This window comes from Pseudomonas plecoglossicida NBRC 103162 = DSM 15088 (genome assembly GCF_000730665.1).
GTDB lineage: Bacteria > Pseudomonadota > Gammaproteobacteria > Pseudomonadales > Pseudomonadaceae > Aquipseudomonas > Aquipseudomonas plecoglossicida.
In genome coordinates this window covers 50,643-67,632 of sequence record NZ_BBIV01000018.1, presented here as the reverse complement: position 1 = coordinate 67,632, position 16,990 = coordinate 50,643, and the positions used below count along the sequence as shown (strand labels likewise).

The window sequence follows — 16,990 nt, the reverse complement described above, 5'->3', positions numbered from 1 at the left end:
CACAGTAGGACGGATCAGGTCGTAGTGTGCGAACTTTCATTGCCCGTATGTCAGGCCGGGATCATGGCAAAGCCCACGCCAAACCGGTTCCAGGCATTGATGGTGGCAATGGCCAGGGTCAGGTTGACGACCTCGGCTGGCTCGAAGTGCTGTTGCAGCGCTTCATATTCCGGCTGCGGCGCGCCGCGCTCGGGCAGGCGGGTCAGGCACTCGACCCAGGCCAGCGCTGCACGCTCGCGCGGGGTGAAGTAGTGGGTTTCCTGCCATACGCTCAGCGTCTGCAGGCGCGCTTCGGTCTCGCCGGCCTTGCGCGCGTCGTTGGCATGCATGTTCACGCAGTAGGCGCAGCCGTTGATCTGCGAGGCGCGCAGGCGTACCAGTTCGAGCAGCGAATTCTCAAGGCCGGTCTTGGCCAGGGCTTGCTCCAGGCCGACCATCGCCTTGTAGGCTTCAGGCGAGTGCTTGGCCCATTCGATACGGTTGTGCATGGTGTTCTCCGAGGGATTCAGGGTGGACATGGCACTACCTTAACGCCGACCGTCCAGCGGCCCGATAGCCAATCGACCCCTTTGCCAGGAGGCCAATCGTGGCCATTCAGGTGGCCACTGACCTGCATCCAATCTCTTCATTTCAGCCCTGGGCGAGGAGGCGGGATAATGGCCCGGTCTTGCACCCGGAGAACCGATTCATGTCCGAAGAACGCTACATGCGCGAAGCACTCGACCTTGCCCGCGCCAACATCCAGGCCGGTGGTCGGCCCTTCGGCGCCGTGCTGGTGTATCAGGGGCAAGTGATCGCCCGCGCCGTCAACGAGATCCACAGTACCCAGGACCCGACCGCCCACGCCGAGCTGCAGGCCATTCGCAAGGCCGCCCAGGCCTTGGGCCAGGCACGCCTGGACGGCGCCGAGATCTACGCCAGCGGCCACCCGTGCCCGATGTGCCTGGCGGCCATGCACCTGTGCGGCATCGCGCGGGCCTGGTTCGCCTATGACAACGACGAAGGTGAGCCCTATGGTTTGTCCACCGCTGCCGTCTACGCGCAGATGGCGCGCGCGCCGCAGCAGCAGAGCCTGCCCTTGCGTCCATTGAAGCCAGCAGGTGAAGCTGGTCTTTATCAGCAGTGGAAGCAGGCGAACGCGCAATGAGAGGCGCGTTGAACCTGTTGCTGGTGGTGTTGCTGGCACTGAACCTGCGGCCGATGTTGACCAGCATCGGGCCGTTGCTCGAACCCATGCGTGCCAGCACCGGGTTGGGCTATCAGCAAGCCGCGCTGCTGACGGCGCTGCCTGTGCTGTGCATGGGCCTGGTGCCGTTGCTGCAACCGTGGCTGCGGCGCTGGATCAGCGAGCATGGTGGCATGCTCGGTGGCCTCGCCGCCATTGGCCTGGCCTGCCTGTGGCGCTTGCAGCTGGACAGCGCCTGGGCGCTGCTCGCCAGCGCAGTGCTGGCCGGCCTCGGTGTGGCGGTGGTGCAGGGCATGATGCCCGGCCTGGTCAATCGCTGGTTCCCCGGCCGCCTGGCTGCGGCCATGGGCCTTTATTCGGCGGCGCTGATGAGTGGCGGCGGGTTGGCCGCAGTGCTTGGCCCGCATATCAGCGGGCACTTCGGCCACTGGCAGGCGGGCCTTGGCCTGTGGGCGATCCCGGCGCTGCTGGCCGTCCTGGCCTGGGCCGTGCTGCGGCCGCGCGAGGCAGCGCCAAGGCTGGCAGGCGCTGCCGGAGGCCATTGGTTCGGCACGCGCCGGGCTTGGCTGCTGGCGCTGTACTTCGGCCTGATCAATGGCGGCTACACCAGCATGGTTGCCTGGTTGCCCGCCTACCATCTGGAGCATGGCGGCACCGCGCAAGGCGGCGGCGACCTGGTGGGTCTGATGACGGTGTTCCAGGTTGCCGGTGCGCTAGGGTTGCCGTTGTTGCTGCGTGGCCTGGTGGATCGCCGGCCAGGGCTGTGGCTGGCGCTGTCGATCCAGCTGGCGGGTTTCCTCGGCCTGCTGCTGGCGCCCGGCTGGGCCATGGGCGTCTGGGTGGCGATGATCGGTTTCGGACTGGGCGCGTGTTTCAGCCTGAGCCTGACCTTGACCTTGGAGCATCTGAAAACGCCGGCAGAGGCGGGTAGCCTCGCAGCGTTTGTGCAAGGGATCGGCTTCATCATCACCGGTATCGTGCCGTACATCACCGGTTGGCTGCGTGATGTGAGTGGCGATTTCCAGGCTTCGTGGACGTTGTTGACCGTGACGGTACTGGCCATGCTGCTGGTGACTGCCTGCTTCGCCCCGCGTGGCTACGCCGCCGCCATCGCCCGGCCAGCCAACGGCAGCCAGGCGCCGATGGTCAGCTGAGGCGCTGCAAGGTATCGCGCACGCGGTCCAGCGCGGTGTCGATGTCCAGCAGTTCGATGGCGCCGAAACCCAGCAGCAAGCCAGGGCGCACAGGCGTCTCGGTGAAGAATGGCGCCAGCGAGTAAAGGCCGACTTCTACCTTGCGCGCGAGGCTGGCCAGCAACTCGACGTCCACGCCAGGCTGCGCCAGCGCACTGAGGTGGAAGCCGGCGCTGGCCGGTATCGCCTGGAACCAGGTCGCCAGGTCGCCCTCCAGGCGGGTGAGGATGCGCTCGCGCCGGGCACTGTAGATGTCGTGGCAGCGGCGAATGTGTTTGTTCAGGTGGCCTTCGCCGATGAACCGCGCCAGTGCCCATTGCAGCAGCGTCGGGCTGTGCCAGTCGCTCAGGTGCTTGGCCACGCAGGCAGCATCGAGTACGGACGGTGGTAGCACGGCATAGCCCAGGCGCAGTTCCGGCAGCAGGGTTTTCGAGAAGGTGCCGACATACGCCACCAGCCCCTGCCGGTCCAGGCGTTGCAGTGCATCCGCAGCCGGACCCTGGTAGCGGAACTCGCAGTCGTAGTCGTCTTCGATGATCAAGGCGCCCAGTTCGGCGGCCCTGGCCAACAGGGCCTGTCGGCGTGGGGTGCTCATGGGCATGCCCAGCGGAAACTGGTGCGAAGGGGTCACGTAGATCAGCCGGGTACCGTCGGCGATCTGCTCCACGCACATGCCTTGTTCGTCGACCGGCACTGATTGCAGGCGTGCGCCCAATGCCAAAAAGAGCTGGCGGGCAGGTGGGTAACCGGGGTCCTCCATGGCCACCGGGCATCCGGGCTCGATCAGCACGCGGGCGATCAGGTCCAGTGCCTGCTGGGCGCCATTGCATACCAGCAGGTCGGACGCGCTGCAATGTACGCCGCGAGCATAGGCAATGTGGTGGGCGATGGCCTCGCGCAGTTCGGCCAGGCCCTGGGCGCTGAACTGTCGTTCGGGGTGGCGCTGGCTGCGGCGCAGGGCGTAGTTGAGGCAGCTGCGCCACTGGTCGAAGGGGAACTGCGATTTGGTCGAGGCGCCGCCGACGAAGTCGTAGCGCGAGGGTGCTTCCTGGGTGCGTCTGGCCAGTACCGTGGCGCGTTGTTGCCAGCGGCCCAGCGAGGCGGCTGCCGCGAGGGGTACGGGTTGGGTTTCGCTGGTTTGCACGGGTTGGCGTGGGGTAATGAACGTGCCGCGGCCGACCACGCCGCTGAGCAGGTTGTCGTAGGTTAGGCGCGAATAGGCTTCGGCCACGGTCTTGCGTGACACGCCGAGTTGTTCGGCCAGCAGGCGGGTAGGGGGCAGCTGTGTGCCGGCGGCGAGGTGGCCGCTGTCGATGCCGGCGCGCAACTGCTGGTAGAGCTGGTCGGCCAGGCCTTTGCGGCCTTCGAGGCGGATGTGCAGTTCCATGTAAGGGAGTCCGAGCAGAAGTGTGCTGAGGATAGCGGATCTTTGCTAAATTCTACCGCTGCCCAGAAGCCCTCAACCCGGAAACAGCATGGCGAAGAAACCTGGACGCCCCAAAAAGTAACCAAAAAAGGCTGGCTCCTGCATCCGACCCCTGCGCTTCGCTCCGGGGTTCCCTCGCTCCGGTCTTGCTCCCGGGAGGACCGCGCCGCAGGCCCCATCCTGGGGCCCAGCGCTTGACGGGCATCCATGCCCGTCACCTCCCTCCGCAAGACCTCCACTCGGCCTCCTGAAGTCGCAATTGGCGGCGCCTGGACTGTCGCGCGCTCAGAGGCAAAAGCAAAAGCAAAAGCCAGAACCAGAGCAAAAGCTAAAAGCAGGCCTGGGCTGTAGAATCCTCGCTATTGCAACGTGAAAGTTCGAGGTAACCGTGGAATTGCAGCAGGGCTTTGTCCTGACCCGGCATTGGCATGACACGCCAGAAGGCACATGCGTGGAATTCTGGCTGGCCACCGACCAGGGCCCCCAGCGCGTGCGCCTGGCCCCCCAGGAGTCCGTGGCCTTCCTGCCCCAGGCGCAGGCCGAACACGCACGCCTGCTGCTGACCAACGAAACCGGCGCACAGCTCAAACCCCTGCGCCTGCGCGACTTCGACCAACGCCCCATGGCAGGCCTCTACACCCACCAGCACCGCCAGCTGATGCAACTCGAACAACGCCTGCGCAGCGCCGGCATCGACGTCTTCGAAGCCGACATCCGCCCCCCCGAACGCTACCTGATGGAACGCTTCATCACCGCCGGCGTCCAGTTCACCGGCCAACCCGACAGCCACGGCGTGATCTGCGACGCCCAACTCAAGCCCGCCAGCGATTACCGCCCACCCCTGCGCCTGGTGTCGCTCGACATCGAAACCAGCGAACGCGGCGAGTTGTACAGCATCGCCCTGCAAGGCTGCGGCCAACGCCAGGTGTACATGCTGGGCCCGGCCAACAGCACCGCCGACGACCTCGATTTCGACCTGCACTACTGCGCTGACCGCGCCTCGCTGCTCGCCTGCCTGAACCAGTGGCTGGCCCTGCACGACCCGGACGCCATCATCGGCTGGAACCTGGTGCAGTTCGACCTGCGCCTGCTGCACGAGCACGCCAAGCAACTGCAGGTCCCGCTTGCGCTAGGGCGCAACGGTGCTCCCATGACCCTGCGCAGCCACGCCAACGGCGGCCACGTGTTCGTCGATGCCCCCGGGCGTTTGCTGATCGATGGCATCGAAGCGCTGCGCTCGGCGACCTGGAGCTTCCCTTCGTTCAGCCTGGAGAACGTCGCCCAGACCTTGCTGGGCGAAGGCAAGGCCATCGACACACCCTACCAGCGCATGGACGAGATCAACCGCATGTTCGCCCAGGACAAGCCGGCGCTGGCACGCTACAACCTCAAGGACTGCGAACTGGTCACGCGCATCTTCGCCCATACCCGCCTGCTGCAGTTCCTGCTCGAACGCTCATCCGTCACCGGGCTGGCGATGGACCGCAGTGGCGGCTCGGTGGCTGCGTTCTGTCATTTGTACATCCCGCACATGCATCGCCTGGGCTTCGTCGCGCCGAACCTGGGCAGCCGCCCCGACGAGGCCAGCCCCGGCGGCTTCGTCATGGATTCGCGCCCGGGGCTGTACGACTCGGTGCTGGTGCTGGACTACAAGAGCCTCTACCCATCGATCATCCGCACCTTCCTGATCGACCCGGTGGGCCTGGTCGAGGGCCTGCGCCAACCCGATGATGCCCATTCGGTCGAAGGCTTTCGCGGCGCGCGCTTCTCGCGCAGCAAGCATTGCCTGCCGGCGATCGTCGAGCGCGTATGGCAGGGCAGGGAAGCGGCCAAGCGCGAGGGCAACGCCGCCTTGTCGCAGGCGCTGAAGATCATCATGAACGCCTTCTATGGCGTACTGGGTTCCAGCGGCTGCCGCTTCTTCGACCCACGTCTGGCATCATCCATCACCATGCGCGGCCACCAGATCATGCGCCAGACCCGCGCCTTGATCGAAGCGCGCGGCTTCGATGTGATCTACGGCGATACCGACTCCACCTTCGTCTGGCTCAAGGGTGCCCATGATGAAGAAGCCGCTGCCACTATCGGGCGTGCGCTGGTGGCCGAGGTCAATCAGTGGTGGCGTCAGCACCTGCGCGACACCATGGGGCTGCAAAGCGCGCTGGAGTTGCAGTACGAAGTGCACTACCGGCGCTTCCTGATGCCGACCATCCGTGGCACCGACGAGGGCAGCAAGAAGCGCTACGCAGGCCTGGTGCAGCGTGCCGATGGCAGCCAGGACATGGTCTACAAAGGCCTTGAGTCGGTGCGCACCGACTGGTCGCCACTGGCCCGCCAATTCCAGCAGGAGCTCTATGGCCGGATCTTTCGGGGCGAGCCCTACCGCGACTATGTACGTGCGTATGTGCAGAGCACCCTGGCAGGCGAGCAGGACGAGTTGCTGGTGTATCGCAAGCGCCTGCGCAGGCCGTTGGCCGATTATCAGCGCAACGTACCGCCCCATGTACGCGCCGCGCGCCTGGCCGACGATTTCAACCAGCGCCTGGGACGCCCGCTGCAGTACCAGCGTGGCGGTTGGATCAGCTACGTCATCACCACGGCCGGCCCGCAGCCGCTGGAAAACCTCAATGCGCAAATCGATTACCAGCACTACCTGGGCCGTCAACTGCAGCCGGTAGCGGATGCGATCCTGCCCTTCGTCAACGATGACTTCGCCCGGCTTACCGACCGCCAGCTGCTGCTGTTCTGAGTGGGTGCTAGATAGCTAGTACCGTCGTTGCCCTGCATTGCCTAGCCTCGTGCCGACACGCACTCTGGAGGTAGCCATGCAAGACAACGCCCCGCAGCCGTCGGCTGAAATCGATGCCCTTGCCGTAGCGCAAGCGTATCAGGACAACGTGATCGCAAGGCGTCTGCCCGGTTGGATGGTCTTGCTCAGCGAGTCTGAGCATGACGTACTGGGTGATGCATTGCGCAATCTTTTGGCCTGCCGGCAAAGGCTGACGCTCGAATTCGCGCAGGTACGCGGCATCGATGAGTTCACCAAGCCTTTGTTGCAACAGGCGCTCGACCGCCTGGGGAGCTTCAGGATCGATCAACTGTACATGCGCCGCTGGTACACCTTCACCTCCAACACCGTCAGCTACCTGGCAGGCCGTGTGCCCGTTCAGGACAGCGACTATTACGACCTGCCCTTGCTGGAAGCCGCACTTTACAACTTCACCGAGGATGAGCGCAGTGTGCAGCCCCTGCGCAATGCAGTAGTGGACATTCACGGGAGCGGCCAGGCGGGACTGTCCGCGCTGGCCTTTGCCGGACTCTGCCGCGACCTGGACCTGGGTCAGCAGTATCAGGATCACCTGGACGCCATCTTGCTTCGGCAAACCGGTCAGCAGAGCGTCAAGGCGCTACAGGCCGACTTTCAGCGCAACAGCATGCTGGCCGATGCTTTGCAGGCCAAGGCGCAGGGGGAGCTGAGCGAGGCCGAGCTGCAACTGGTGATTGGCCTGTGCCGCGACAACCGTCCGGGCTGGCTCGAAGGCGCACCGGTACAAGCCCGGCAACTCAAGCTGTTCGGTTGCTCGTTGCAGCGCATCGTGGTGCTGGAAGTGATCGATACGGGCGTGATCTACAACAGCATCAAGCGCGTATTGGTGTATGTCCCCGGGGACCCGCAAGGCGCGTGGAGTGCCTGTGACGACCTGGATGATTATGTCCGCCGAGTGCTCGGCATGCGCCTGCGTGATCAAGGCTATCGGCGCTTTTTCAGCCGTTTCGTGCGCCGCCGCGACGCCCAGCAGCTGTTTGCAGCAGTCAGCGATCGCCTTGATGACGTCGCCGACTGGGCCACGCGCGACCTCGATGAGCAGACCACTGGCTATCCGCTGCCGTTGTTCGACCACTTGGCCGGCGCCTGGGTCGCCCAGATCAAGGACGATGCCGCGATGATCGCCCCCCCCGTGGCACAGCTTGACCGCCAGGTGCAGGAGCAGCATGACAAACGCCTGCGCGCCGAAGGCTGGACCCTGCTGGCCATTGCCGGGCTGTACGTGCCGGCGATTGGCGCCCTGCTGGCGCTGGTGATGGTCTACGAGCTGCTGGAAGAGGCATTTCAGGCGGTATCCGACTGGCGTGACGATGAGCGTGACGCCGCACTGGAGCACCTGCTGCACGTTGGCAAAGGCGTGGCGTTGGTCGGCGCGACTGCCGCTACCGTCGGCGTCGCCCGCCGCGCCTGGAGCCAGGTGGATACGTGGATTTCGGCAAGGCTGGAGGATGGCAGCGAAAAGCTGTGGAATGGCGACTTGCGGCCCTACCGTGGCGAAGGCCCTCCCGCCGACGCGGTGATGGACGAGCAAGGCATCTACAGCGCTGGCGACAACCACTGGGTCGAGATGCAAGGCAACTGGTATCAGGTTTCCCAGCGCAGTATCGATGAACAATGGGGATTGATGCCCTACCAGGGGCATGGCCCGCAGCTACGTCATAACGAAGCCGGTGCGTGGCGGGTCTGGCATGAGCAGCCGGCCGAGTGGAACGACAGGGCAGTGATGTTCCGACGCCTGGGCAGGCCCTACAGCGAGCTGGATGACCAGCAGATCGACCAGGCACTGGCCATTCATGGCCTGAGCGACGAACACCTGCGTGCCTTGCATGTCTACGGTCGCCCAGCAGAAGCCGGGCTTGCCGATACGGTCAGCCGCCTGCTGCTGGCAAGTCGCATTCAGCGCCTGGTCAACGAACTGCGCGACGGTTTGGCAGTCACCGATACGGGGTTATTGGAAAGTGCCAAGGATGTGCTCGCAACATCGGCAAACGGCAGTGACCTGGCAGATGCCATCTGGCTACAGCGCTGGGCAGTGCTGCAACAGGCCTACGATCAACAGTTTCCCGACACCGAGGAAAGCGTGATCTTGCGCAGGGACTTCGCCAGCCTGCACCGGCCGGCGGTTGATGAACTGCTGCGAACTGCCAGTGCAGATGACCGAGAAACCCTGCTGCGGACATTGAGGGTTCCACTGTTCGTTGCCCAGGCGGCCAGGGCGCAGGTCGCGGGGATCCGCGTTGCACGCGTGTATGAATCACTGGCATTCGACTCGCCGCAAAGCCTCGACCTTGGGCGGGTCGCTCTACGGCTGATTGCGCGGCTGCCTGGCGCTGCGGCGCAACCTGGCTGGCGATTGTTCGATGGCGACGCCAGCGAGCCATTGCTGACGACAGAGGGTAGCGGCGCGCCTGTGCAACTGGTCCACCGATCAGGGTTGTTCAGCCTGCGTATTGCCGACCAGGAGCCGTTGACCGAACTGGGTGAGCTGTTCGAGGTGCTGGCCCAGGCGTACAGTCCCGCGCAGCGTGCCTCCCTGGGCATTGGCGAGCCCTTTGCTGTGGCCCTGCGCGAGCGCCTGGCGACGGATGCCAGCGAACAGCGCGAGAGGGTCATGGGCTGGCTTGGCCTGCCTCGACCGAACCACACGTTCCTTGCTCCTCAACGATTCGATGACGGCAGAATCGGCTACCCCTTGAGCGGCGGCCGGTTCTGGGCCACCTTGGGTGGTCGCAGCCCCAGGGCCCTGCAGGCCAGGTTGCGTGACCTCTACCCGGCCTTCAGCGACGAACAGATCGGTCAATGGCTCGAAGGGGCAGATGCGATGGCACGGCTGGAAGCGCTGGAGCAGGAGTACAGCGTGCTGACCAGCCATCTGAATCAGTGGGTGCGAGGGGCATTTCCGACGCTGGAGCTGTTTGCCCGTCGCGAGCTGCGCAAAGGCTTGATCGATTGCTGGCGCAAGCGGGTTCCGGAGCTTCAGGGCGACCCACTGGATAGCCGGCGCTATATGTTCAGCCATGTCCGCAGGCGTATTCGTCAGCTGCCGAGCCTTCCGCAGGCTGTGAGCTTTCCCCATGTGTCGATTCTTGTCTTGCGTGCCATGCGCCTGGAAACGGTCCCGGACCAATTCCTGCGCGCATTCCCCAACCTGCGCAGCCTGGAGATCACCAATTGCCAGCTCAGGAAATTGCCGTTGCCGCAACCGCTTTGCCAGCAATTGGACGTGCTCGACCTGTCGGGCAATCAGATCGCACTGGACGAAGGGCAGGCATTGGTCCTGGCCAGCTGCAGTTCACTGGTGTACCTCAATCTCTCCGGCAATCCGCTGGCCAGGAGTTTCTCGATCTTCGGCATGCCCAGGCTCAATGCCCTGTACCTGCGCGGCACACGGCTGGACACCTTCCCCTATGGCGTCATGGAAAGTCCTGAGCTGCATACCCTCGACCTCAGGAACAACTCGCTCTACGAATTGCCCGAGGGCTTCCATCAATCGGAACTATGGCGCGTGGGCAGGGTCAGCCTGTTCGGCAACCTGTTCGCCACGCCTTCCGAGCAGATGAACGTCTGGCACTGGCTAGGCGAAAGCCGGGTTCCTTATCGTTTGCGTTGGCTGGATGTGCTGGCGACCTATAGCCGCGACAAGATGGCCTCGCTGTGGACGCAACTGGAGGCGCAACAAGGTGCAGATGATCTTTTCGCTACCCTTGCGGCGCTGACTACATCGGGTAACTTCAAGTCCTTCTCGCTTGCCAGGAACTTCGCCATTCGCCTGCTGGACATGTTCGAGACCATGACCAGGGACGAAGCGCTCAAGCGGGAACTGTTCGAGCATGCTGCCGTGACCGATTGCCAGGACAACGCGACCATTCGTTTCTCCGACCTGGAATTGCGGGTAAAGGTGTGGCGCGCACTGCACGGTGAGTTGGCGCGCCATCCCGAGCGTGCGCTCCTGCATCTTGGCGGGCAGCTGTGGCGCATGAATGTGCTGGACCAACTTGCCGCAGAGCATGCCTTGAGGGCAGGGGCGAGCAATGAGTCGATCGAGTTCGCCTTGGCCTATCGCATCGCCTTGCGCGTCAAGCTTGACCTGCCCATCGCGCAGGATGACATGCTCTACGGCGGCATCCCCAACCTCAGCACGCGTGATATTCGCCGCGCCCATCGAGCGGTCGTTGCGGCGCAATCGGTGGAAGCGCTGGCGCAATTCCTAGCGCGGCAACCGTTCTGGCAGGATTACCTGAGAGCCAACTTCGTCACGCGTCTTCGAGTGCCGCAGGATATCCATGACGAGCTGGAGCGGCTTATCGAACTGGGCAACCTGGAGCATGAAATCGAACTTCTTCACATTCACAATCAGCAGCGGGAACATGAGGTGATGGTGCAGTTGACTCGCGAGGCCATGGGCCGGGCACGCACTATCACGCTTGGCGATAGCTGACCCCTGGCAGCTTTGAACTATGCTCTAACTGGGCTGCAATGTTTCCGGAGATGTCGTAGCCCAGTCATGGTAATCGAAAGTTACTTTTGAACCGCGCAAACCCTCAGGCAACTGGTTTAGGCTCATGCGTCGGATCTTTCTCCATGATCTGTAGTCTTTGGTTTATCGAGAGAATAAGGAGATACGCATGCTCGTCCGGTCACTGACCCTCGCCACCTTGTTTGTCGTCGCCGGTCCCTTGTACGCCGCCGACAGCGATGCGCCACTGGCCAAGGAACTGGGCAAGGCCAGGCCGTTGGTCGTCATTGCACCGAGCACTGCCGACCCCACGTTGCGCGGCCTGAATGAGGCCCTCAAGGACCCGGCCACCCAGGCCGCCTTCAAGGAACGTTCGCTGGTGGTGTACAGCGTCGCCAACATGATGGGCAAGCGTGAGGACAAGAACCTCGAGCAGCAGACCACCATGGCCTTGATCCGCGAGCTCAAGCTCGGTGCCAGCAAGGGCACCAAGGTGATCCTGGTGGGCAAGGATGGCGAGCGGCACGTGCTCAAGGATGACGATACGGGCGAGAAGATCGACCCGCAGGCGATCCTCAAGGCGGTCGATGAGCTGCCGGCCACCGAGAAAGCAGTGGCTGCGCCTGAGCCGGTGGCAGTTGCCCCGGAGCTCAAGGTCAAGGATGCAAAACCCGCCAAGCCCGCCAAACCGGCGGCACCTCCCAAACCCTTGGAAGATTGACCCATGGGGCGGTCAGCGGGCCAGCACACGTGACCTGATCACGTGGTCCAGGCTCAGTCGCCCCGATCCCTTGAGCAGCAGCGGCAGCAGTGCCACCAGGTAGATCAGCGGTAGCTTGAAGTTGCCGAACCCCCGGTCGGTGATGGCGTAGCCTTGCGCCAGTTGCGCGAGGCTGGACCAGTGCGCGGGCCAGTGCACCGCGGCGATGGCCACCACGGTGACCACCATCAGCCCTGCCGCCGCAAGGCGCGTGCCCAGGCCCAATAGCAGGAGCAGCGGCAATACCAGCTCGGCCCACATCGACAGCTGCCAGTTCAGCTCAGGCGGCAGTGCGCTGAAGGGGAACGGGAAGCTCGACTGCAGGTCGCCGAACCAGTTGCTGCCATTGAATTTCTCAAGGCCCGATTCGAAGAACTCCCAGGCCAGGAACAGTCGTAGCGGCAGGTCGGCGCTCCAGCTGCCGACGCGGTCGAAGGCGGTGAAGGTGCGGGGCAGGGTAATCATGAGGGTGTCTCCCGGTGATGAAGTGTGGCCGGAAGTGTGCGGGGGGTGGGTATCTGCAGTGTGTCGAGGGGGTGAGGTTGTGTATCCGACTGTAAAGATCGGGTGTACCGACTGGCCCTATCGCCGGCTTGTCGTGGCGACGAACCGCGGCGATAGCATCATCAGCCTTTCATCACAATTCGATCTGCGCACACAGCCCACCGCCCTGGCGATTGCTCAAGGTCAGTTGTCCGCCCATGGCGTGGGTCAGTTGCTGGGCAATCGCCAGCCCCAGGCCCGTGCCTCCGGTACTGCGATTACGCGAACTTTCCACCCGGTAGAAGGGCTTGAGCACTTCGCCCAGTTCGTCGTCGGGAATCCCCGGGCCGTCGTCCAGCACGCGGATCACGGTGTGGCCCTGCGCGCCGCTGACCTCCAGCCGAGCCTTGCCGGCGAACTTCAATGCATTGTCCACCAGGTTGACCAGCACCCGGCGCAGGGCATGGGGTCGGGTTTCCAGCAGGCTGCCGGTGCTGCCACTGCGTTCCACCTGGGCGCCGCTGTCCTGATAGTCGAACACCAGGCTGTCGAGGAAGGCATCGAGGTTGATCCGGCACGGCGGCTCGGTGTTGATGTCCATGCTGCGAGCGTAGGCCACGCCTTCGCGCACCAGGTGCTCCACGGCATCCAGGTCATGCCACAGCTTGTCTTTCTCGACCCCTTCGTCCATGACCTCGACGCGCAGTTTCATCCGCGTGATCGGGGTTTGCAGGTCGTGGGAAATCGCCGCCAGCAACTGCATGCGCTCCTTGAGGTAGGCGGCGATACGCGCCTGCAGGGCGTTGAAGGCGACGGCCGCATATTTCACTTCGCGTGGCCCGCTTTCGTCCAGGCGGACCCCGGGTTTGTCCGGGTCGAGGGTATCCAGTGCCTGCACCAGGCGCGTCAGCGGGCCGATGGCCAGGCGCACCGCCAACCAGGTACAGAACAGCAGCACGGCCAACTGGATCAGCAGCACCAGCGGCAGCCAGCGGGCCACCGGCACGGGCGAGGGCGTGACGTCGATGGTCAGCGGCGCCCCGTCGGCGAGGCGCAAGTGCGCCTGGAAGTGCGCGTTCGGACCTGCAATGACCTGGAAGGTGAGCGGGTAGCGGTCGCCAATGGCCTTGACGATCGACTCGGCGGCCATCGGTGGGTCGCTGCTGGGCATCGCCTGCCCCGGCAACCCCTGGTCAAGCCGGTAGCGGTAGGTGCGCCGCTCCAGGCGCGGCAGCCAGGCGGCCCGTTCAGCCGCCGGCAGACGATCGAGAATGGCCACGGAGGTGGCAACATCCTGTTCCAGGTTGCTGAGCATCATCGAACGGCTGCTGATGTAGCGTTCGTAGGCCTGCAAGCTGAACGACAGCCCATAGGCCAGCACCAGGCCGGTGAAGAAGATCAGTGCCAGGCGCGACGCCAGCGTGCGGGGCCATTTCATGAGGGCGACTCGAGCAATTGCACGGGCAGTGAAAACACATAGCCCTCGCTGCGCACGGTCTTGATGCAGCTTGGCTCACGGGCATCATCGCCCAGGCGCTGGCGCAGGCGGCTGACCAACAGGTCGATGGAGCGGTCGAAGATATCCGCCTCGCGGCCCTGGGTCAGGTTGAGCAGTTGCTCGCGGCTGAGTACCCGCTGCGGGTGGTCGAGAAATACCCGCAGCAGGCGATATTCGGCCCCGCTCAAGGCCACCAGCGTGCCTTCGCTGTCGAGCAGGTGGCGCGCGGTGGTGTCCAGGCGCCACTGGCCGAAGCCGAGCAGCCGGCTGCTCTCGCTGATGGTCAGGTTGGGCGGCAGCATCCGCGTGCGGCGCAGCACGGCATTGATACGGGCCAGCAGCTCGCGGGCGGAGAAGGGTTTGGTCAGGTAGTCGTCGGCGCCCATTTCCAGGCCGATGATGCGATCGGTCTCGTCGTTGCGTGCGGTCAGCATCAGCACCGGTGTGTTGCGATGCTTGCCGGCACGCAGTTCGCGGCACAGCAGCAGGCCATCGTCGCCCGGCATCATGATGTCGAGTACCACCAGGTCGACGCTGTTGGCCTCGAGGAACGCGCGCATCTGCCGGCCATCGGCAACGATGCTGGTGCGCAGGCCGTTCTTCTTCAGGTAGTTGCCGACCAGTTCGCGGATTTCGCGGTCGTCGTCGACGATCAGGATGTGATCGACATGTTCCATGGATGGGTCCTGTGCAAGGGCAGTGGGGCGCAGTGTACCGAGCGCATTCGCGCTTGCCTGCCGGGGTTTGTATTGCAGTGTATCTGGCCTTGGCACAGATACAGGAGGAAGCACATCACAGGCGCGAGCGACACATACCGGATACCTGGCAGCGGTGAAATGGCTCTCGACCGGGGAGCACCACTCCCCACCTCTGAAAGATGCCAGGAGAAATACCATGAACGTGAAATCCTTCGCCCGTGCCAGCCTGCTCGCGGTCTTCGGCTTCGCCGCCATCGCCGCCCAGGCGGCCACCGCGCCGATGAACAATGACGGGGCCATGCAGTACCACTACGGTGATCACCTGGATATCAAGAAAGTGTTGTCGGTGAAGGATGACCAGAGCAACGCCTGTGGCGTGGTCAATACCCGCTTGAACTACCTCGACTCCAAAGGCCAGCACGAAAGTGTGGAATACCGCACCTACGCCACCGGCGGTTGCCATGACAATTGATCGCCGGCTGTTGAAGGCCGGGGGCGTGGCCTTGGCGCTGGTGGGCCTTGGCCTGGCCGGCCAGCTGCTGGCACGCGACAGCTATGGCGCCATGCCGTCGCTGGCCGGTGCCAGCCAGTGGCTGAACTCGCCGCCGCTGGACGCCCCCGTGCTCAAGGGCAAGGTGGTGCTGGTGGATTTCTGGACCTGGGACTGCATCAACTGCCAGCGCAGCCTGCCTCATGTCAATGACTGGGCCCGGCGCTATGCCGACCAGGGGCTGGTGGTGGTGGGGGTGCATACCCCGGAATACGACTACGAGCACGATGTCGGGCAATTGAAAAGCAAGGTCGCCAGCCTCGGCATCGGCTATCCGGTGGCGGTGGACAACGATCATCAGGTGTGGAATGCCTGGGGCAACCAGTTCTGGCCGGCCCATTACTTCGTCGATCGCCAGGGCCAGGTGCGGCATGTGCACTTTGGCGAGGGGGATTATGACGGGCAGGAGAAGGTGATACAGGCTTTGCTGGATGAGAAAGGGTGATCCGCCTGCACCGGCCCTATCGCTGGCAAGCCAGCTGCCACAGGATATGCGCAGTGCTCAAGCCCGGCGCTGTACCTGTGGGAGCCGGCTTGCCGGCGATAAGGCCGTCATGGCCTCAACTGAAACTGGCAAAATGCGCCTGCATCCGCCCTGCATCTGCGGCACGTCCGCTGAACAGCTCAAATGCCTTCACCGCCTGGAACACCGCCATGTAGCTGCCATCCAGCGTGCGGCACCCCAGCGCCCGCGCCGCCCGCAGCAATTCGGTCTGCAGCGGGAAATAGATGATCTCGGCCACCCACAGGCGCGCATGCAGCCACTCCACCGGCAGCGGCGTGCCTGGCAGCTTGGCCATGCCCACCGGGGTGGTGTTGACCAGCCCGTCCGCGGCGGCCAGCGTTGCCGCCAGGTCACTGCCGAGCACCGCCCGGCCCACCCCGAAATGCCGGTTCAGGTTGTCCACCAGCGCTTCGCCACGCGCTGTGTCGACTTCGAACAGCACCAGCCGTTCGACACCTTCACTGAGCAGTGCATGGGCCACCGCCGAGCCGGCGCCGCCCGCGCCCAGCTGTACCACCTGGCGCCGTGGCACGTGCGGCAGGCCACGGCGCAAGCCCTCGGCAAAGCCCAGGCAATCGGTGTTGTGGCCGACCCGCTTGCCGTCCTTGAGCACTACCGTATTCACTGCACCGATGCCGCGTGCTTCCTCGGAGAGCGCGTCGAGCAGGGGCAGGATGGACTGCTTGAACGGGTAGGTGATGTTCAAGCCGGTGAACCCGGTGCGCTGGGCGGCTTCGAGCAACTGGGGCAGGGCACTGTCGTCGAGGCCGAGCTGGTCGGCATCGATCAGGCGGTACACATAACGCAGGGCCTGGGCATCGCCCTCGTGTTCATGCAGGGCAGGGGTACGCGACAGCTGGATGCCACGGCCGATCAGACCGGCAAGGATGGCGGGCCGGGTCATGCGGGGTGCTCCTGCAACAGTTCGGCGAAGTGGCTCAGGGCCATGCGGTAGCCCTGGCTGCCGAGGCCACAGATCACGCCCACGGCGATCGAGGAGACGAACGACAGATGACGGAAGGGCTCGCGCTTGTGCACGTTGGACAGGTGCACTTCGATCACGGGCAGTTCGCTGGCCACCAGCGCATCGCGGATGGCCACCGAGGTGTGGGTCCAGGCACCGGGGTTGATCAGAATGCCCGCGCAGCGACCGCGCGCGGCGTGGATCCAGTCGATCAGTTCGCCTTCATGGTTGGTCTGGCGGAATTCGATCTGCAGGCCCTGCGTCTGGGCCGCGTCAGCGCAGCCCTGGGCAAGGTCGGAGAGGGTTTGGTGACCGTACTGGGTCGGTTCGCGGCTGCCCAGCAGGTTGAGGTTGGGGCCGTTCAGCACGAGGATAAGGGGCTTCATGACGGGCATCGCCTTGTTGTTTTTGGTCTCCTTATTTGTGTACCACCTGGTTAGTTTC

14 protein-coding genes are annotated in these 16,990 nt (G+C 64.3%); 7 read left to right on the top strand and 7 right to left on the bottom strand.

Annotated features, from left to right (window positions below):
- Positions 1-50 precede the first annotated feature (50 nt).
- On the bottom strand, positions 51-488 hold the full coding sequence (locus PPL01S_RS12775; protein WP_016392071.1) for a carboxymuconolactone decarboxylase family protein: 438 nt from the start codon (positions 486-488) through the stop codon (positions 51-53).
- Positions 489-688: 200 nt separating this feature from the next.
- Between PPL01S_RS12775 and PPL01S_RS12770 the strand changes: the two genes are divergently transcribed.
- Both PPL01S_RS12770 and PPL01S_RS12765 read left to right on the top strand, forming a co-directional pair.
- Positions 689-1,147: a nucleoside deaminase gene (locus tag PPL01S_RS12770; RefSeq protein ID WP_016392070.1), complete on the top strand. Its 459-nt coding sequence runs from the start codon at positions 689-691 to the stop codon at positions 1,145-1,147.
- Positions 1,144-2,340, top strand: coding sequence for a CynX/NimT family MFS transporter (locus PPL01S_RS12765; RefSeq protein WP_028625583.1), 1,197 nt, complete (start codon positions 1,144-1,146; stop codon positions 2,338-2,340). Before PPL01S_RS12770 ends, PPL01S_RS12765 begins: the two co-directional genes overlap by 4 nt.
- Here PPL01S_RS12765 and pdxR read toward each other — a convergent pair.
- A complete protein-coding gene (gene pdxR, locus PPL01S_RS12760) occupies positions 2,333-3,766 on the bottom strand; it encodes a MocR-like pyridoxine biosynthesis transcription factor PdxR (RefSeq protein WP_016392068.1) in 1,434 nt (477 codons plus the stop codon). The two genes, PPL01S_RS12765 and pdxR, sit on opposite strands and share 8 nt — an antisense overlap.
- Before the next feature lie 427 nt (positions 3,767-4,193).
- Here pdxR and PPL01S_RS12755 point away from each other — a divergent pair, with 427 nt between their 5' ends.
- The 3 genes from PPL01S_RS12755 to PPL01S_RS12745 all read left to right on the top strand — a co-directional run bounded on the left by PPL01S_RS12755 (position 4,194) and on the right by PPL01S_RS12745 (position 11,809).
- Positions 4,194-6,554 carry a DNA polymerase II gene (locus tag PPL01S_RS12755; protein WP_016392067.1) on the top strand — a complete coding sequence of 787 codons (2,361 nt, stop codon included), beginning with the start codon at positions 4,194-4,196 and terminating at the stop codon, positions 6,552-6,554.
- Between the two features lie 76 nt (positions 6,555-6,630).
- Positions 6,631-11,070, top strand: coding sequence for an NEL-type E3 ubiquitin ligase domain-containing protein (locus PPL01S_RS12750; RefSeq protein WP_028625582.1), 4,440 nt, complete (start codon positions 6,631-6,633; stop codon positions 11,068-11,070).
- 187 nt (positions 11,071-11,257) lie between these two features.
- Positions 11,258-11,809 carry a DUF4174 domain-containing protein gene (locus PPL01S_RS12745; RefSeq protein ID WP_016392065.1) on the top strand — a complete coding sequence of 184 codons (552 nt, stop codon included), beginning with the start codon at positions 11,258-11,260 and terminating at the stop codon, positions 11,807-11,809.
- Between the two features lie 12 nt (positions 11,810-11,821).
- Here PPL01S_RS12745 and PPL01S_RS12740 read toward each other — a convergent pair whose 3' ends face one another.
- The 3 genes from PPL01S_RS12740 to PPL01S_RS12730 all read right to left on the bottom strand — a co-directional run bounded on the left by PPL01S_RS12740 (position 11,822) and on the right by PPL01S_RS12730 (position 14,506).
- Positions 11,822-12,313 carry an HvfX family Cu-binding RiPP maturation protein gene (locus PPL01S_RS12740; RefSeq protein WP_016392064.1) on the bottom strand — a complete coding sequence of 164 codons (492 nt, stop codon included), beginning with the start codon at positions 12,311-12,313 and terminating at the stop codon, positions 11,822-11,824.
- A gap of 172 nt (positions 12,314-12,485) precedes the next feature.
- On the bottom strand, positions 12,486-13,769 hold the full coding sequence (locus PPL01S_RS12735; RefSeq protein ID WP_028625581.1) for a sensor histidine kinase: 1,284 nt from the start codon (positions 13,767-13,769) through the stop codon (positions 12,486-12,488).
- Positions 13,766-14,506 (bottom strand): response regulator, encoded by a 741-nt coding sequence (locus PPL01S_RS12730; RefSeq protein ID WP_008092733.1) that lies wholly within the window; start codon positions 14,504-14,506, stop codon positions 13,766-13,768. Before PPL01S_RS12730 ends, PPL01S_RS12735 begins: the two co-directional genes overlap by 4 nt.
- Before the next feature lie 217 nt (positions 14,507-14,723).
- Here PPL01S_RS12730 and PPL01S_RS12725 point away from each other — a divergent pair, with 217 nt between their 5' ends.
- Both PPL01S_RS12725 and PPL01S_RS12720 read left to right on the top strand, forming a co-directional pair.
- Positions 14,724-14,999, top strand: a complete 276-nt coding sequence (locus PPL01S_RS12725) for a DUF2790 domain-containing protein (protein WP_016392062.1) — start codon at positions 14,724-14,726, stop codon at positions 14,997-14,999.
- Positions 14,989-15,522: a thioredoxin family protein gene (locus tag PPL01S_RS12720; RefSeq protein WP_042156011.1), complete on the top strand. Its 534-nt coding sequence runs from the start codon at positions 14,989-14,991 to the stop codon at positions 15,520-15,522. Before PPL01S_RS12725 ends, PPL01S_RS12720 begins: the two co-directional genes overlap by 11 nt.
- Before the next feature lie 115 nt (positions 15,523-15,637).
- Here PPL01S_RS12720 and PPL01S_RS12715 read toward each other — a convergent pair whose 3' ends face one another.
- Both PPL01S_RS12715 and aroQ read right to left on the bottom strand, forming a co-directional pair.
- Complete coding sequence (locus PPL01S_RS12715) at positions 15,638-16,486, bottom strand: shikimate dehydrogenase (protein ID WP_016392060.1); 849 nt, start codon at positions 16,484-16,486, stop codon at positions 15,638-15,640.
- The gene (aroQ, locus tag PPL01S_RS12710) at positions 16,483-16,932 is read right to left on the bottom strand and encodes a type II 3-dehydroquinate dehydratase (protein ID WP_016392059.1); all 450 of its coding nucleotides are present in this window, start codon (positions 16,930-16,932) and stop codon (positions 16,483-16,485) included. The genes PPL01S_RS12715 and aroQ overlap by 4 nt, the downstream gene beginning before the upstream one ends.
- Positions 16,933-16,990: the final 58 nt, after the last annotated feature.